Source organism: Paenalicyclobacillus ferrooxydans (assembly GCF_001399675.1).
Classification (GTDB): domain Bacteria; phylum Bacillota; class Bacilli; order Alicyclobacillales; family Alicyclobacillaceae; genus Alicyclobacillus_B; species Alicyclobacillus_B ferrooxydans.
Window position 1 is genome coordinate 36,419 of the sequence record NZ_LJCO01000079.1, and the last position, 16,334, is coordinate 52,752.

Here is a 16,334-nt window from a genome sequence, read left to right on the forward strand (position 1 = left end):
AGATGGTTGCACGAAAACAAGAGATTCGACTGAAGGTGAACGGAGAAGAGCACGTGATTTTTGTGCGTCCAGCTGATCCGCTGTTGTCCGTCTTGCGCATGCAGTTGGGCTTAACTGGGAGTAAGCCTGGCTGCGAAAATGGGGATTGCGGAGCCTGCACTGTACTGGTCGATGGTGAACCGTATAAATCGTGTATTATGCTAGCCGTCGAAGCATCGAGCCGCGATGTTACCACTGTTGAGGGCCTGCGCGATGCGCCCATTCAGGGCGCGTTTGTAGACTGCTTCGCCTTCCAATGCGGGTATTGCACGCCCGGATTTCTGATGAATGCCCACGCACTCTTGCGGCACAACCCTTCACCGGATGACGAGGTCATTCGTGAATGGCTGGAGTCGAACATCTGTCGATGCACCAGCTATGAGGAAATTGAGCGAGCGGTGAAGATGCTTTGTCAATGAAGGCAGACTTGGATGGCAGGCTTGGATGGCAGACTTGGATGGCAGACTTGGATGGCAGACTTGGATGGCAGACTTGGATGGCAGGCTCGGCTACGGCTCAAATCAGGCCTGCTTAGTCGCTGGCATCGACTAAGCAGGGGCCTATTCGATCCGTTAAGTCGGCCCGAGCGACTTAACTTCCGATTATTCGCGACTTAAGACGGTGTGGCCGACTAAGCCGCAGCCGCTCGAGGCTAATTAGGTCAGCTTAGTCGCTGGCACCGACTAAGCAGGGGCCCATTCGATCCGTTAAGTCGGCCCGAGCGACTTAACCTACGATTATTCGCGACTTAAGACGGTGTGGCCGACTAAGCCCCAGCCACTCGCGGCTAATTAGGCCAGCTTAGTCGCTGGCACCGACTAAGCAGGGGCTCAGTCGATCCGTTAAGTCGGCCCGAGCGACTTAACCTGCGATTATTCGCGACTTAAGACGGTGTGGCCGACTAAGCCCCAGCCACTCGCGGCTAATTAGGCCAGCTTAGTCGCTGGCACCGACTAAGCAGGGGCTCAGTCGATCCGTTAAGTCGGCCCGAGCGACTTAACCTGCGATTATTCGCGACTTAAGACGGTGTGGCCGACTAAGCCGCAGCCGCTCGAGGCTAATTAGGTCAGCTTAGTCGCTGGCATCGACTAAGCAGGGGCCTATTCGATCCGTTAAGTCGGCCCGAGCGACTTAACCTGCGATTATTCGCGACTTAAGACGGTGTGGCCGACTAAGCCGCAGCCGCTCGAGGCTAATTAGGCCAGCTTAGTCGCTGGCATCGACTAAGCAGGGGCCTATTCGATCCGTTAAGTCGGCCCGAGCGACTTAACCTGCGATTATTCGCGACTTAAGACGGTGTGGCCGACTAAGCCGCAGCCGCTCGCGGCTAATTAGGCCAGCTTAGTCGCTGGCACCGACTAAGCAGGGGCTCAGTCGATCCGTTAAGTCGGCCCGAGCGACTTAACCTGCGATTATTCGCGACTTAAGACGGTGTGGCCGACTAAGCCGCAGCCGCTCGCGGCCCCCCGTCGCCAATCAGGCCTGCTTAGTCGCTGGCGCCGACTAAGCAGGGGCTCAGTCGATCCGTTAAGGATGTCATGAGGGTGAAGTATCAAAATGAGGGTGAATCCCAAAATGAAAAGCGGCGATGGTCCAGCCCTCGCCGCTTACCTTTTGTAGAGGTTCATTTGACCCCTGAATGACTCGGCCTGAAACAACCGGTCGTCCAACCAGCCATACCAGCCATACCAGCCAGCCGCAATCAAATCGCAGGTTATATCGACTTCTGATCCGCTGTCATCAGTGAGGCGGTGGTCGGAAGTTCAATCTCAATCGTCGTTCCTTCGTTCGGCTTGCTCTCAATGGACATCCGGCCTTTGTGCGCCTGGATAATCTGGTGACAGATCATGAGGCCGAGTCCCGTACCTTTGTCCTTTGTTGTGTAAAAAGGTTCGCCGATTTTACTGAGCAACTCAGGAGGAATTCCCGTACCTTGATCCTTCACCCGGACCTTTGCCAGGTCGACGTCTTCATCGTAAGACGCTGCAATGGTCAAAGTCCCGCCGTCCGGCATCGCCTCGATGGCGTTTTTAATGAGATTGATGAACACCTGCTTGAGTTGATTCTGATCGCACATAATGGCTGGCAGATCCGGATTAATATCCATTGCAATCTGCACCTTGGAGCGGTTCGCTTGATAATTCATCAAGCTTATCACGGCATCAAGAATCGACCGCAAGTCTTTGCGCTCCAGATGTGTTCCGTGCATCTTCTCGGGCTTAGCCAGCAACATGAACTCGTTGACGATATTGTCGATCCGATCGATCTCAGACAAAATCATGTTCACCTGGTCCGAACCTGCATCGGTGTCTGACTGAAGCAACTGCACGGACCATTTTAACGCTGCAAGCGGATTTCTTATCTCATGCGCAATGCCTGAGGCGAGCTGCGCAACAGCAGATATCTTGTCAGAACGGCGTAAAAACTCTTCAGCCTTTTTCCGCTCTGTAATGTCAATTCGGAATGAAACGTACTGATATGGTTTTTTGTGTTCATCAAGACATGGCACAATCGTTGTATCCATCCAGTACAGTGTTCCGTCCTTGGCTTGGTTGCGGATTTCACCACGCCAGATTCCGCCTTGAGCAATGGTGCGCCACATGTCACGAAAAAACTCCTTGGAGTGGTAGCTGGAGTTGATGATCCGGTGATTCTGACCCAGCAGTTCGTCACGGCTGTACTTGGAGATTTCGCAGAACTTGGTGTTTGCGAAAATAATGTTTCCACGGACGTCTGTAATCGCAACAATCAATGCTTCGTCCAAGGCGAAGTTGATGTCGCTGATTTGCTTTAGCGCTTCCTCCATGGAGCGAATGGCATCTTTCAACATGGGGAATTTCTCCTTCACTCCAGAGTGTATACCTTCAAGCTTGAACGAAGCTGAGCGACAGAATTTTCAGTATAGTACTAAGTAACTATTGAATGTATAGTCTAAATGAACTATTATGATGTACTTATAATGTCGCATAACAATGGATGTTCGTCAATTGGTGTCTAAGCACAAGGAATTTGTTGCATGCGCGTCGTAGTGGTAGTTGTGGTGGTAGTCGTACTGCTGTTTATAACTGAATTTTTTGAAGGGGTGGAAAGCTGTGGCTAGTTACACGAAGAGTGGGTTTCACGTTGTATTTCGACTGCGCATCGAGACAGGCACTCCATTTGGCGACACGTATGCAGCAATCTCACAAGCTGGCGGAGATGTTATTGCAATGGATATGCACCACGTGGAACCGGACTTTTCGGTCCGCGACATTACCGTACTCGTCCGCAGTGACGAAGAGCGTCAGCGAGTGGTGGCAGCATTGCAAAACCGCCCCGGAGTTCAGGTCCTGAATTATTCGGACCGTACGTTTTTGCTTCATCTAGGTGGAAAAATCGGCACCGCTCTGAAAATGCCGGTAAAAAATCGCGACGATCTGTCGATGGTGTACACACCTGGAGTGGCCAGGATCTGTGAAGCGATTCACGAAGACAAGAGCAAAGTATTCCAACTGACCATTAAGCGTAACACGATAGCCGTTGTCACAGATGGATCCGCGGTTCTTGGCCTCGGTGACATTGGACCGGAAGCTGCGTTACCTGTAATGGAAGGAAAAGCAATGCTGTTCAAACAATTTGCCGATCTCGATGCATTTCCCATCGCGTTGAACACACAGGACCCCGATGAAATTGTGCAGATCGTGAAATCGATTTCACCTGTGTTTGGCGGTATCAACCTCGAGGATATTTCGTCGCCTCGGTGCTTTGAGATTGAAAACCGACTGAAAGAAGAACTCGACATCCCTGTCTTTCATGATGACCAACACGGCACTGCTGTTGTAATGCTTGCAGGACTTCTCAATGCCTTGAAAATTGTCGGCAAAAAGATGGAAGACTTGTACGTTGTTGTTGCCGGAGTGGGTGCCGCTGGGGTGGCCTGTACCAAAATTCTTCAGGCATCGGGCGTTCGGGAGATTGTCGGCTGTGACAGACAAGGTATCATCGACCCATCCAAAGAGTACGAGAATCCCATCAAACAGTGGTATGCGAGAAACACCAATCATTCGGGCCGACAAGGTTCCCTGGCTGATGCAATACGCGGCGCAGACGTATTTATCGGCGTCTCCGGACCAGGAATCCTTACAGCGGATGACATGAAGGCGATGGCACCCGATCCGATTGTTTTTGCGATGGCAAACCCTGTACCTGAGATTTTGCCCGAAATTGCTGAACCGTATGTTCGAGTAATGGCAACCGGTCGATCCGATTACCCCAATCAGATTAACAACGTCCTGTGCTTCCCAGGGATCTTCCGCGGTGCGTTGGATGTCCGTGCGCGGGAGATTAACGAGGCCATGAAACTGGCTGCTGCACGAGCGATTGCTGAGTGCGTTCCGGAAGCGGAACGCAACGAGCAATACATCATTCCAAGCGTGTTCAATCCGCAAGTGGTGGACTCGGTGCGCAAAGCAGTATCCGAAGCGGCGGTCGCGACTGGAGTGGCAAGACGTCGTCTAGGCTCTGGAACAAGTACAGTTGTGGACGAATTTGAAGAAGCACATGTTACCGAGTAAAATTCAAACCATGAAACTTATGTGACAAGCACTAAGATGATGGAACATGAGTACAGTTCTTGGACCCTTACAATGGTTCAGGAACTGTATTATTGTTTACGGGAACTATAGTGAAGTGGATGGGGGGGAAGGCGATGTTTTTGCAGGACGTGGAATTGTTTCGCGATCTTCCGCAGGAGGATCTTGAACGGATCGCCAGTTTAGCGATTGAGCGGAACTACGATAAAGGTGAGTACGTCTTCATGGAGGGGCAAACTCGAGAAGCGATTTACTTCGTTGAGCGGGGGCTCATTAAAGTGTTCAAGGTGGATGAAGAGGGGCGCGAGCAGATTGTCAACATCATGGGCCCTCCCCAGATGTTTCCCCACGTGGGTTTCTTCGACAATACACCATATCCGGGGACGGCAGAGGTATTAACACCTGCCGTACTTTGGTCGATTCATAGCAAACGGTTTGATGAACTGATGACCGCGAATCCTCAGATCATGAAGCGTCTGATGAGTGTGATGGGGCGGCGCATCCGTCAACTGCAGGGAAAACTGCAGGAACTAGCTTTGTTTGACGCACGTCAACGCGTGGAAGCATTACTTCGTCACTTTTGCGAGGAACATGGTCACCCAGAACAGGGTGGTATCCGTCTGAAATTGCCTGTGACTCATACTGAACTCGCACAAATGGTCGGGATGAGTCGCGAGTCGGTGAACCGTATTTGGAATCAACTGCGACGGGAAGGCTTGATTGAGCGGAACAAAGAGGACTGGATTATTCATCCGGATTGGACGTAACGGGAGTCGGGCGTAACGGGAGTGGGCGTAACGGGAGACTTAAACGCATGCACGTAACCGGACTTTACGTACGAGGTCTGCGAGGTCCTTTGACCTTCGAAATCAAGCCGTGAACGGGGGACTTTGCGGTGACCGCACGACAGCAGGGACCGAAACTGCCACAGGGGTTTATTTTTATTGCGTTTCTCAATTTTACCGTTGGAGCCGTCTTGGGTGCCGTGATGGCTGTAGATCCGGCTGAAATGCCGGTGCTTGCAGGGATACATGCGATTCTGAATCCGTACGGTTGGTTAACAGTACTTATCTACGGGATGACCTTTGCCGTATTGGCGCTGTCTTTGGGGGTTCGCCTGCCCACTTTGTGGCAGGGTTGGTTGCAACTTGTTGTTGCTGAAGGCGGCGTGGTGTTGGTTGTTGTCGGGGCCTCCGCGAGCCTTGACTGGATCCGCAGAATCGGCGTCATATTGCTTGTCTTGGCGCCGGTGCTGTTTCTCTATAACATACTCTCCGGAGTGCGTTATACCCGTAAAACTGCAGGCACTGCACAGCAGGTGCAAGCGGATGCAGGGCGCTTGTTTGGACGCTTTGCCGCGTACCGTGCCACGGATGCAGTAGGGCAGCGAGGGACAGACCTCTCACTGATGATTTTTATCGTTGCTGCTGTGTGGGCAGCCATCGAAGACTGGGGAGCAGCAGCAGGGGTGGGACTTGCAACGACATCTCGCCTGGAATGGTTGACGTTCTATGGGTGGATTGGCGGTACGACGCTGTCTGTAGCCCTGCACCTTGCCCCAAGGTTCCTCGGTCGTAAAGTGGAGCCTGCGTGGCTGTGGAGTATGCTTCAAGTTGCTTGGTTTGGCGGAGTGCTATTGGCCGAACTCGGCTCCGCTTTCGGGGTGTCGTGGAACCGCGTTGGGAGCGTCCTTGTGGGGGGGGCTTTGTTCGTCACGGCACTGCGCTACATTCAATTGTCGTTGGTCAGAGGCAAGCATCAAGACGATGCTGGCGAAACGTCAAGAGTCATCGGCGGACCAGGACTCGCCGCTTGGTTTACCGCATGGGGCTTCGCATTGGTATTTGGCGGCATTTTGGTTGTGAACGGGCAACCCTTTGCGCTCTCGTCCATCCACTTTCTTTTTCTCGGCTTCATCACATCGCTCGTCTACGCAGTTGGCTACACAGCTTTTCCCATTGTTCTCGGTCGTTCGGCTCCGCAACCGTGGCTGGGGTACGTACAGATTGCCTGTGCCATCATCGGTGCAGCGTCATTAATCTATGCATTTGTTCTTTTTGGAAACGGTGTCGTAAACCGGTTGTTGTTAGGTGCAGGCGGGGTGTTCGCAGTTGTTGGGGTTCTCGGTTTTCTGGCTATGTGGGCAATTCCGAGCCGAAGGCGAGCGCTGTGAATGCCCGTTGCACCACAGCGCTGAAGGAGGATTTAGCTAGTCCATAACAAGTATCACGTTGCAGCACGAGGAGACAAATGAGTCAACTGTCAGCGGAATGCGGCTACTGCTATGTAGAGGCCAAACAACATGATAATTGCGGAAACCGACCATACCAAGTACTTATAGATTCCTTTCATCCGCAGTTCGACAGGCAGGGCCTTGGCCTCGAGGGCAAGCAAAAAGCCGAGGACAATGGGCAACAGTATGGCATTCATGACTTCCACATCGAGCGTCAGGCGGACTAAGTTTACGGCAAATAGCACAAGTAACGCCCCGCCAACGTGAGCCGATGTGTAAATTGTATAAAACCATTTCGCATCTTTAACCCGGCTGTTTAGGCTGTGGTTCCAGTGAAAAGCCTCGCCGATCCCCCACGCTCCGGCAACAGACACAACCAGAGACGCCAGAAAACTAGCCCCGAGAAATGCAAGTGAAAGCAACCATATGGCACCATGCCCGAGGACAGGGGCGATGCGGCTTACAATCTGGCCGATCGTCGTCAGCGGAGCACTCCCGTGAAACCTTCCGACCGTCGCTGCGGCCGCTATCATCACCGCGATCATGATGAGCTGTGTAAAGATAGAACCCATCAGGGTGTCCACTCGAGCAGAGCGAAGCTGTGTACGCTTCAAGTGCTTGTCGACCACGGCTCCTTGTTGGTAAAAAACCATCCATGGCATGATGACAGCACCAATGTTGGCAGCAAGCAGAAAAAGATAATTCGGGTTTTGCACAGGGATGTTGGCCATGCCCTGCAATACAACATGCAGCCTTGGGTGAGCCAGGTAAGCTGCGGGGATAAAGAGGACCTCGAGCAATCCAACAGCAAGGCCGATCCGTTCAAATCGCGCGTAGCTGCCTGTCAGGCCGATTGCCACAAGGAGCGCCGTTGTGAGACCCACCGTCAACCATTTGGGAATGCCAAAGATATCGCCGCCGACTCCAGCGATGCCTGCGAACTCTGTGACGAGGGCGCCCAGGCTTGCCACAAATAAAGTCAGAACGGAGACCAGCGCCAAGGGCAACCCAAAGTGCTTTCGAATCAGCTCTCCATGACCTTGACCCGTTCCGATACCGAGCCGAATGGTGATCTCTTGGACTACATATAGAACGGGAATCAAGATAATCTGCGGAAGCAGCAATTTATATCCCCAAGTGGCACCAGACTGGGCCGCTGTCACAATACTGCCGGCGTCGGTATCAGCAAGCATCACCATCAACCCTGGCCCAAACGCCATCACCGCAAGCAACAATCGCATCCATGGTGTGAACTTTCGTTTTTCCGTGAACGGTGACAGTGTACTTGGTGAGGCCGGTCTTGACATATATGGTGACTCCTTTCAGAGGTTGTTTCTCTCCTTCAGGGGATAAGTATAACCTTCCGGAATGAATTCACCGTGACTAATTAGGACTATTTTAGTCAACTTTTGATAATGGACTGGTGCGGTGGCGTTGAATTGTGATAAACGGCACAACGTCCGCGACGGACGGCGTTTAAACTTGCTTCATAAAGCGTGGATGAACTTAACTCATATCTTTCAGCCAGCTTTTGCTGGATGAGGAGGAAACAACATGGAAAGTAACGATACATTGGAGAGAAACTTGGTCGACCTTGACGTCCGGGAAATTTTGCTTGCGAAGGGAGAACCGTTTCAGGTCATTATGGAGGCCATTGGCTCCCTGCAATCACAGGACGTCCTTCAGCTTCATACAACGTTCGATCCTGCCCCATTAAAAAAGGTGTTGGGTAAGCAAGGATTTCAAAACTGTCTTCATAAAAAATCGGACGATCACTTTGTGATTCAGTTTTACCGAAGTGAGGATACGCGTCCCTTCTGGCACTTGGATAATCGAGGACTTGAACCGCCACAGCCAATGGTCCGTGCTCTTGAATGGCTGGACACAGAGGATGGGCTGGTGAACGGGGAACAAGGCCTCGAGATCTGGAACGAACGGGTCCCGGCGTTCTTGTTGCCCGAACTGGAAGAACGAGGGTTGCAGTTTGACATCAATGACCTGGAGAACGGTACGGTTGTGGTTCGAATCTATCGACAAGCCAACTGATACGACAAGCCAACTGATACGAATGAACTATGTGTTATCACGAAATACACTCCAAACTGGTCATGCGGCGTTTGGAAGGAAAGGTTATGTTTGTCACAAGGAAGATGGATGCCGCGGCAGAGTCGATTTTTGGAGCAGTTTGACGGCGACTAGGCTGCTCCAGTTTACCTCTATTCGTGCGATGGTTTGACCAAAGCGAGGGATGAACATGAGTGCGAACTACGAGTCCGCGAAACAAGATTTAAACCCAGTCAAGCGCTATCGAGTGCTGCGCGGACACGTAGATTGCCCGGCTCGAGGGCGAATTGATGTAGAAGTCTGCTTTTACTGTCCTTTGCTGGAGTCCATCGACATGGACAGCCCGGTAAAAAGTATTCACTGCAGACCTTTCGAACCTGAGAGTGACGCAGAGCGACTCGCCTATGAACGACTTGGCATTCTACAGTTAGCAGATACACTCGGAAATGTCAGTGAGGCTTGTCGAGAACGTGGTATTTCAAGACGTGTTTTCTACTTGTACAAGCACGCTTTCGAGGAGCATGGATTAGAAGGACTCATGTTCAGAAGCCGTCGAGGTCGCCGTCAGTACCATAAGTAACTTACTCCACGTGATGGACGGTGGTAGCCTGCATGGCCATGCAGAAGGCAAAGAGAAAGTGGTGGACGCCGGAACGCATTCGAGATATCGTCATTGGAATGTCCGACGGACTGACTGTTCCGTTTGCTCTCGCAGCTGGATTGACTGGTGCAGTATCGACATCAAAACTGATTGTGACGGCGGGACTCGCTGAGATTGCTGCCGGGTCTATTGCGATGGGACTCGGTGGTTTTCTTGCGGTTAGGTCTGACCACGAGTACTACTTGTCAACCAGGGAAGATGAGCATCGTTCTGTCCGTGAGATTCCTGAGGAAGAACGTGATGAAGTACGGCAGTTGGTTGAAGAATGGGGTGTTGACGAGGCTCACCTCCCGATGGTTGTGGAGAGCATCACGAGGGACCACGAACAGTGGGTCAACTTTATGTTGCGCCATGAATTTGGTCTTGAGGCCCCAAGACCCGGCCGGGCACTCAGCAGTTCCGTGACCATCGGCGGATCATACATTGTCGGTGGCCTGATTCCCTTGTTGCCGTACTTTTTCATTCATCATCCGCTTCGCGGCCTATGGGCTTCCGTGATCCTCACTGGCTTGGCTCTGTTTATATTTGGTATTATTAAAAGTCGTTTGACCAGGACACGACCTTTTCGCGGCGGCGTCTCAATGGCTGCCATTGGCGGTTGTGCAGCGGCAGTAGCTTTCTTGGCCGCTCGTTTCATCAGCTGACTTACTCGGCTGAAACACTGGTTATATTCGATTGCACGCCCCCTTGCATGGACAGTCCACCGAGCAACTACGGCCGATGAGTGATTTCTCATCGGCTACTCGATGTTTTCCCCACTTTACCGAATGTTCCAGCCACACGCCACTTTCCGAATCCTGACTTGTTTGGCTGTTTTACAGCCTCATATTTGTGTTCGGCAGACAACCATGTCGATCGTTGCCACTTGCAGTCATGAAAATTTCACAAAGACAGTCCGACTAGACCTTGCATATGTAGACTGGATGTATTCCTTGGTTGTAAACTAAAGCCACTATTACAGAGGTGTCAGAATTTTTCGTGAGGTGATGGTGCTTTGGACGGAACAGTATGGAACATTCCAGACTACAGGGACCCACCGATGCAGGAGAGACGGGTGACACCTTGGGTGTGGATCAAACGTATTCTCTTCGTCCTTTCACTCGTAACTTTGATTACTCCGTTGTTGGACGTTTCTTATCGACGTCAGGCTGCTCCAGTTGTGCTTCCGGCGAAAAGGCTGGTTCTTACGGCTCTAATGACGAGTCAGGGTCCGTGGACTTCTTCCAATGCAATGCAAACGCTTCACCTGAATTTGTACTCTGGAGATGGGGCGGTTCGTGCACAAACCATCAACCGGGTGGCGTCCATCGTTCAAAACGATGCGTGGCCCACTCTCAGCACATTATTTGCAACGGCTGCAGTTCCGGATGCAAACATCATTTTGTTTGGCAGTCAGTTAGGTTATGAAAGCGCCGTCAGCGAGAACTTCACGGGCAACGCTGTTGATATCGCTGCAAAGACAGGAGGATTCACCGTAGGGACAACGCTCTATCTGCCCATCTATAAATATGTGTCCTCGGGCCCTGTAGCGAACACAATTGCGCACGAGTTAACCCATGTGTTCTTAAACGTTACGGGTATTTCTCGGGTGATTCCTCAGTGGCTGAATGAGGGGTTCGCATGGACAATCGGACTTAAGGCAGAAAATGCCGTCGATCCGGCACAAGTCCAGACGCTCCTCGCCCAACTCACAGCTCAGTTTGATGCGGCTCGTAGGTCCGGACACATGGCACCGCTTACCACGGCTACGGACGTGGGTCTCCAAAAGAACTTTGAGTACAACCTTGAGTTCGAAGACTATCTCGCAGTGAAACAGCTTGAGACAGGCTATGGCTCGGCAGCGCTGCCTGTATTCTTGCGCAATAGCATCGATGTCGGACTTACGAACAGCTTTGCCGCATCGTTCGGAATCGGTCTGACAAGTTATGAACAAGCCTTTTACAACAGATTCGCTGTTCACTAGGGATGGTCCGTTCAAGCAGACCATCCCTCAATGTCTTCTCCCCCTCGGCAACCCCTCCTCAAAATTTGTCTGAATAGTCCCAATAGACTAGTCCAAGTATAAGTCCATAACGAGCATAAAGACTATCCCGGACCAGATTACAAAACAGTATGTTTTGCTCTCACCTGCCGAATTTTCGGGAGTTACAGTATGAACGTAACCACCGAACGCTCAAGTTCTTGTGCCGCAAAGGCGCACTGCATTGCACTCATGCTGCGTCGGGATACTCGCCAAGAATTGGGAAGAACACTGCCACGATGGAGGGATGGACATGAGCGTATGTCAAACGGGAGTCCCGTGTGTTTGGGGTAGACGTCACGCAGATACTGTGGTCTGCAGTCTGCCGCGGTGTGTGGTATTTCAACTTCGTACCGGGTATCTCGATAGACTTCGTGGTGGCTGGGTGAAATACGGTGTATTTCAGAAAGAAGTTGAGCGCCTTGGGGTGGAAGTTGAGACCGGTTCAACTGACCCCGCTTCGGACGTCAATACGACCGACGAGCTTCTGCCCACGCCAGTAATGATGAGTCATTCTTCGTAACCATCCGTAATGCGAGACCTGATTGGGGGGAGAAAGGTGCACATCGTTGTCTGCATTAAGCAGGTACCAGACAGCAAAGAGATCAAAATTGATCCCAAAACAAACACCTTAATGCGCCAAGGTGTTCCAGCCGTAGTGAACTACTACGACATGCACGGCGTGGAAGAGGCTTTACGCATTAAGGACAAATACGGCGCAAGAGTGACAGTTATCACCATGGGACCACCGTCTGCTGACAAAGCTTTAAAGCAATGTATTTCTCTTGGAGCGGATGAAGGCGTCCTTGTCAGCGACCGGGCATTTGCTGGAGCCGATACTTTGGCGACCTCGTACGTCCTTGCAAGTGCAATCTACAAAGCCGCAGATACTTGGGGACCAGTAGATATGATTTTTGCCGGCAAACAGACTTCAGACGGGGATACAGGCCAGGTGGGGCCGGGCATCGCCTGTCGAATCGACTACGAGCAATTGACCTATGTACAGCAAATTGAGGACATCAATCCGGATACAGGAGAGTTGATTGTACACAGACACCTCGAGGACGGGGTGGAACGCGTAAAGACCAGGACTCCCGTCTTAATCACGGTTGTGACTGAGTTGAACACGCCGCGGAGGGCCAGCCTGCCAGGTATGCTTCGCGCAGCGAGATACACGCCGATTGTCTGGACGACCAACGACTTTGAGGAACTGGATCGTTCAAAGATTGGCTTGCGCGGTTCGCCGACAATTGTGTCGAAGACCTGGGTGCCGGAGCCAAAGCATGTCTCTACGGACATGTTGACGGGCACGGGGAACGAGGTAGCAGCAACCCTCGTTGAGAACCTGTTTGGCACTGAGTTGAAACACAGTCTTGGGTGGGCGTAGGACCTCCGAAGGGAAGTGAGAGAGATGGCCGAAGATAAACGCAGAAAAATGATTGGACTTCAGCCAGAAGGCGATGTCGACTGGTCCATGTACCGTGGGATTATGGTGGTCGTGGAGCAACGAAGCGGGGTTGCGAAGCCTGTGTCGTGGCAGCTCCTTGGCGAAGCCCGAAGACTTGCCGACAAGCTTGATGCCCCACTGATGGCACTCGTGATGGGACAGGATGTTTCCCATATTGCACAGCAAGCCATCGGGTACGGCGCTGATATCGTGTACCACGCTGATGCACCAGAACTGAAGGATTATAGGACAAGGCCTTACAGTCGTGTATGTCTGAAAGTCATCAAGACCTATCGACCGGAAATTGTCCTCATGGGAGCAACATATACAGGACGAGACCTTGCCGGCGCAATAGCTACCCATTTACCGACAGGTCTGACAGCTGACTCTACTCAACTAGATGTTGATGACGAACGGCTGTTGTTGGCGAGTCGCCCTGCGTTCTCAGAGAAAATGCTGGCAACCATCTTGTGTAAACAGTTTAAGCCGCAAATGGCAACTGTTCGCGCTGGCGTGTTTCAAGCCCTGCCGTATGATGAAAAACGTACTGGAAAGATTATCGCGGTTCATCAGGACATGCATGAAAATGACATTGTCACGAAAGTCCTCGAATTTGTCCAGGACGACAACCGCGTGAATCTTGAAGACGCCCAGGTCATTGTAGCTGGTGGACGGGGCCTTGGCGGACCGGATGGATTTAAACTCCTGCACGAACTGGCGAACGTGCTTGGCGGAACAGTTGCAGCATCAAGAGCTGCAACCGACCTTGGCTGGATCGATCACGCTTATCAAGTCGGGCAAACGGGGACGACCGTACGACCAAAACTGTATTTTGCCATTGGAATCTCGGGTGCTGTCCAGCATGTCGTGGGAATGCAGAATTCCGACTATATCGTTGCAATCAACAAAGACCCCAATGCACCGATTTTTCAAATTGCCAACTACGGTATCGTGGGGGACCTGTTTGAAATTGTGCCATTGTTGACGAAAGCGTTCCAGGAACGACTGACGCCCGTGATGGCCAGGTGAGAGGGGGAACGTGCTGTGGCTGATGAACGCTTTGATGTTGTCGTCGTAGGGGCTGGTCCTGCAGGTGCTGCAGCAGCACTGACAGCCGCTCGTGGAGGACTGAAAGTGGCCCTGATAGAGCGCGGCGAGTATCCAGGGGCTAAAAACACGTTTGGCGGCGTGCTGTACCGAAAGCAGATTGAACAGTTAATCCCAGAGTTCTGGAAGTCAGCGCCGCTGGAGCGCACTGTTGTGGAACAACGTCTGTGGCTCTTGGCTAAAGAGAGTGCTGTAACCGTGTCCTATCGGGACGACAGATTTAATGACCCGCCGAATTGCTGGACAGGTCAACGGTCGAAGTTCGATCAGTGGTTTGCTGCACAGGCTGAAGCAGCAGGTGCCGTACCGATTTATGAAACTGCCGTAACAGATGCAATTATAGAAGACGGCAGGGTCGTCGGCGTCGTAACAGACCGTGATGATGGCGAATTACGAGCTAATCTCGTAATCATTGCAGACGGTGTGAATTCACTGCTTGGAAAACGGCTGCGAGCCCATCGGGAATGGAAGCCGGACCAGGTTTCATTGGCGGTGAAAGAGGTCATTGCACTGCCGAGAGAGAAAATCCAGGACCGTTTTAATCTCGATAAGTCTGAAGGATGCACCATCGAGCTGGTCGGGGAAACGATGGGCATGGCTGGACTTGGCTTTCTGTACACCAACACAGATACCTTGTCTCTTGGTGTCGGGGTGATGGTCAGCGACTTAAAGCGACTCCGTGTCAAACCCTACGAGGTCTTAAACGGACTGAAGCAACATCCGATGATTCAGCGACTGATCGAAGGCGGCGAAGTCAAGGAATACGCCGGTCACCTCATCCCAGAAGGGGGCTACACGGCAATGCCGTCGCTGTCCGGAGATGGATGGATGATCTGCGGTGACGCTGCACAAATGGTCAATGCAGTCCATCGTGAGGGTACAAACTTGGCTGTGGAATCAGGACGACTAGCCGGCGAAACTGCAGTGGCTGTGCATGAGAGGGAAGACTTCTCGTCAGCTGGGCTCCAGAGATACACAGACGCGGTCCGCAAGTCCATTATTCATAAGGACTTGAAGAAGTACAAAGGTCTTCACGGGCTGCTTTCGTTCCCAGAGTCCGAGAAGCTGTTTGGCCAACTTCCGCAGGCAGTGAACGACGCGTTGTTTGAATTCCTCTCGGTAGACGGTGAGCCAAAGCGGGATAAACAGAAACAGGCGTTCCGGAAACTGGAAGGCGTTGCCGGTGGCCGCATGGACCTCGTGCGCATGGCTCTCAAAGGATGGAGGGCGATGAACGGATGAGTCAGTCCATTGAAGAAAAGCTGTATTTAATTCGATATAAGGCAGACGACCAGTCTCATCTCACGATTAGGAATCAAGATGTGTGTCTCAACTGTACGTCAAAGGAATGCAATTTCTTTTGCCCGGCGGATGTCTATGAATGGGATGCAGAAGGGCATGTAACAACGGTCGCTTACGAGAACTGCATCGAGTGTGGAACATGCCGCTTGGCATGTCCTGCATCTAACATCGAGTGGGTCTATCCCAAAGGCGGACACGGAATCACATATCGGTTTGGCTAAAGGGCTGACCGCCCTGATGGAAATCAGGGCGGTCCACCGAATAAAGGGGGATGACCATGCTGAATTCGACAGAAGAACTTTACCCTTCCAAGTCCATAACTGACCACAGGCCGGTGTTTGGTAAACTTGAATTTTCTTCATTATCCCGCTTTATGGAAGATGCCAGTGAAGACCATGTGCACACGGTCCATCTTGACATCTTTGAGGTAGCCCAGCAGAGTGAATTGTCATTCGTCTACTACGTGACTGTAACCGTTTTTGTGACTGCCGAGGACGTTGAACAACGCTTGTTATATGAATACGCCGAGGATATTGATACGGTTGCAAGTACAGACCGAAAATGCCGTGATGAGCAGATTTTGGATTGCGCAAAGCAGCGCATCAAGGAAATTGAACAGGTGTTACGCGACGAGGGCTTTGAAGTCCGTCATGGTCGTTTGACCGTTGGACGGCGTGCATAAAGACCGACCACTAGGAACCCGCGTACATCCTGAACCAGATGAAGTTTGTACTTATCCAGATATACCGAATGACGGACACCGTTCTTCCGCTGCCTATCGCGACAACCAAGCCGAGGTTTTCCTCCGCTGAACCCCACTGATGATACACAGCTGAATAGCTGGAATGCTTTTACGATACGCTTGAAAAACTTTGCGATGCGCGGAAAAA

The 16,334-nt window shown here is 51.8% G+C and carries 16 protein-coding genes; 14 read left to right on the top strand and 2 right to left on the bottom strand.

Translation table 11 applies throughout. The annotated features are described in order from the left end of the window. Positions 1 to 2 precede the first annotated feature (2 nt). Positions 3 to 458 (top strand): (2Fe-2S)-binding protein, encoded by a 456-nt coding sequence (locus AN477_RS18120; RefSeq protein ID WP_054970588.1) that lies wholly within the window; start codon positions 3 to 5, stop codon positions 456 to 458. 1,295 nt (positions 459 to 1,753) lie between these two features. On the opposite strand, the gene AN477_RS18125 is transcribed toward AN477_RS18120, so the two are convergent. Continuing rightward, positions 1,754 to 2,869 carry an ATP-binding protein gene (locus tag AN477_RS18125; protein WP_054970589.1) on the bottom strand — a complete coding sequence of 372 codons (1,116 nt, stop codon included), beginning with the start codon at positions 2,867 to 2,869 and terminating at the stop codon, positions 1,754 to 1,756. Between the two features lie 262 nt (positions 2,870 to 3,131). On the opposite strand from AN477_RS18125, the gene AN477_RS18130 reads away from it, so the two are divergent. From AN477_RS18130 to AN477_RS18140, 3 genes are all read left to right on the top strand, one after another. After that, positions 3,132 to 4,592 (top strand): NAD-dependent malic enzyme, encoded by a 1,461-nt coding sequence (locus AN477_RS18130; RefSeq protein ID WP_054970590.1) that lies wholly within the window; start codon positions 3,132 to 3,134, stop codon positions 4,590 to 4,592. 134 nt (positions 4,593 to 4,726) lie between these two features. Continuing rightward, entirely contained in the window at positions 4,727 to 5,377 is a 651-nt protein-coding gene (locus AN477_RS18135) for a Crp/Fnr family transcriptional regulator (protein WP_054970591.1), read from the top strand. Positions 5,378 to 5,505: 128 nt separating this feature from the next. Next, the gene (locus tag AN477_RS18140) at positions 5,506 to 6,783 is read left to right on the top strand and encodes a hypothetical protein (protein ID WP_054970592.1); all 1,278 of its coding nucleotides are present in this window, start codon (positions 5,506 to 5,508) and stop codon (positions 6,781 to 6,783) included. Between the two features lie 89 nt (positions 6,784 to 6,872). Here AN477_RS18140 and AN477_RS18145 read toward each other — a convergent pair whose 3' ends face one another. Continuing rightward, positions 6,873 to 8,150 carry an NRAMP family divalent metal transporter gene (locus AN477_RS18145; RefSeq protein ID WP_054970593.1) on the bottom strand — a complete coding sequence of 426 codons (1,278 nt, stop codon included), beginning with the start codon at positions 8,148 to 8,150 and terminating at the stop codon, positions 6,873 to 6,875. Positions 8,151 to 8,397: 247 nt separating this feature from the next. Between AN477_RS18145 and AN477_RS18150 the strand changes: the two genes are divergently transcribed. From AN477_RS18150 to AN477_RS18195, 10 genes are all read left to right on the top strand, one after another. Next, positions 8,398 to 8,889, top strand: a complete 492-nt coding sequence (locus tag AN477_RS18150) for a DUF2249 domain-containing protein (RefSeq protein ID WP_054970594.1) — start codon at positions 8,398 to 8,400, stop codon at positions 8,887 to 8,889. 208 nt (positions 8,890 to 9,097) lie between these two features. After that, positions 9,098 to 9,487, top strand: coding sequence for a helix-turn-helix domain-containing protein (locus AN477_RS18155; RefSeq protein WP_054970595.1), 390 nt, complete (start codon positions 9,098 to 9,100; stop codon positions 9,485 to 9,487). Positions 9,488 to 9,519: 32 nt separating this feature from the next. Beyond that, positions 9,520 to 10,212, top strand: coding sequence for a VIT1/CCC1 transporter family protein (locus AN477_RS18160; protein WP_054970596.1), 693 nt, complete (start codon positions 9,520 to 9,522; stop codon positions 10,210 to 10,212). A gap of 350 nt (positions 10,213 to 10,562) precedes the next feature. Then, on the top strand, positions 10,563 to 11,531 hold the full coding sequence (locus AN477_RS18165; RefSeq protein ID WP_054970597.1) for an eCIS core domain-containing protein: 969 nt from the start codon (positions 10,563 to 10,565) through the stop codon (positions 11,529 to 11,531). Positions 11,532 to 11,841: 310 nt separating this feature from the next. Next, positions 11,842 to 12,111: a hypothetical protein gene (locus tag AN477_RS18170; protein WP_054970598.1), complete on the top strand. Its 270-nt coding sequence runs from the start codon at positions 11,842 to 11,844 to the stop codon at positions 12,109 to 12,111. A 9-nt stretch (positions 12,112 to 12,120) separates the two neighbouring features. Beyond that, positions 12,121 to 12,975, top strand: a complete 855-nt coding sequence (locus tag AN477_RS18175; RefSeq protein ID WP_054970599.1) for an electron transfer flavoprotein subunit beta/FixA family protein — start codon at positions 12,121 to 12,123, stop codon at positions 12,973 to 12,975. Between the two features lie 24 nt (positions 12,976 to 12,999). Beyond that, positions 13,000 to 14,064, top strand: a complete 1,065-nt coding sequence (locus tag AN477_RS18180; protein ID WP_083486432.1) for an electron transfer flavoprotein subunit alpha/FixB family protein — start codon at positions 13,000 to 13,002, stop codon at positions 14,062 to 14,064. A gap of 15 nt (positions 14,065 to 14,079) precedes the next feature. Beyond that, positions 14,080 to 15,384 (top strand): FAD-dependent oxidoreductase, encoded by a 1,305-nt coding sequence (locus AN477_RS18185; protein WP_054970600.1) that lies wholly within the window; start codon positions 14,080 to 14,082, stop codon positions 15,382 to 15,384. Beyond that, positions 15,381 to 15,665, top strand: a complete 285-nt coding sequence (locus AN477_RS18190) for a ferredoxin family protein (protein WP_245631888.1) — start codon at positions 15,381 to 15,383, stop codon at positions 15,663 to 15,665. Before AN477_RS18185 ends, AN477_RS18190 begins: the two co-directional genes overlap by 4 nt. Positions 15,666 to 15,721: 56 nt before the next feature. Further along, positions 15,722 to 16,126: a hypothetical protein gene (locus AN477_RS18195; protein ID WP_054970601.1), complete on the top strand. Its 405-nt coding sequence runs from the start codon at positions 15,722 to 15,724 to the stop codon at positions 16,124 to 16,126. Positions 16,127 to 16,334: the final 208 nt, after the last annotated feature.

Coding starts and splice junctions, on each gene's coding strand:
- AN477_RS18120 (WP_054970588.1), top strand. CDS start 3: ATGGTTGCACGAAAACAAGAGATTCGACTGAAGGTGAACGGAGAAGAG.
- AN477_RS18125 (WP_054970589.1), bottom strand. CDS start 2,869: ATGTTGAAAGATGCCATTCGCTCCATGGAGGAAGCGCTAAAGCAAATC.
- AN477_RS18135 (WP_054970591.1), top strand. CDS start 4,727: ATGTTTTTGCAGGACGTGGAATTGTTTCGCGATCTTCCGCAGGAGGAT.
- AN477_RS18145 (WP_054970593.1), bottom strand. CDS start 8,150: ATGTCAAGACCGGCCTCACCAAGTACACTGTCACCGTTCACGGAAAAA.
- AN477_RS18150 (WP_054970594.1), top strand. CDS start 8,398: ATGGAAAGTAACGATACATTGGAGAGAAACTTGGTCGACCTTGACGTC.
- AN477_RS18155 (WP_054970595.1), top strand. CDS start 9,098: ATGAGTGCGAACTACGAGTCCGCGAAACAAGATTTAAACCCAGTCAAG.
- AN477_RS18160 (WP_054970596.1), top strand. CDS start 9,520: ATGGCCATGCAGAAGGCAAAGAGAAAGTGGTGGACGCCGGAACGCATT.
- AN477_RS18170 (WP_054970598.1), top strand. CDS start 11,842: ATGAGCGTATGTCAAACGGGAGTCCCGTGTGTTTGGGGTAGACGTCAC.
- AN477_RS18175 (WP_054970599.1), top strand. CDS start 12,121: ATGCGAGACCTGATTGGGGGGAGAAAGGTGCACATCGTTGTCTGCATT.
- AN477_RS18180 (WP_083486432.1), top strand. CDS start 13,000: ATGGCCGAAGATAAACGCAGAAAAATGATTGGACTTCAGCCAGAAGGC.
- AN477_RS18190 (WP_245631888.1), top strand. CDS start 15,381: ATGAGTCAGTCCATTGAAGAAAAGCTGTATTTAATTCGATATAAGGCA.
- AN477_RS18195 (WP_054970601.1), top strand. CDS start 15,722: ATGCTGAATTCGACAGAAGAACTTTACCCTTCCAAGTCCATAACTGAC.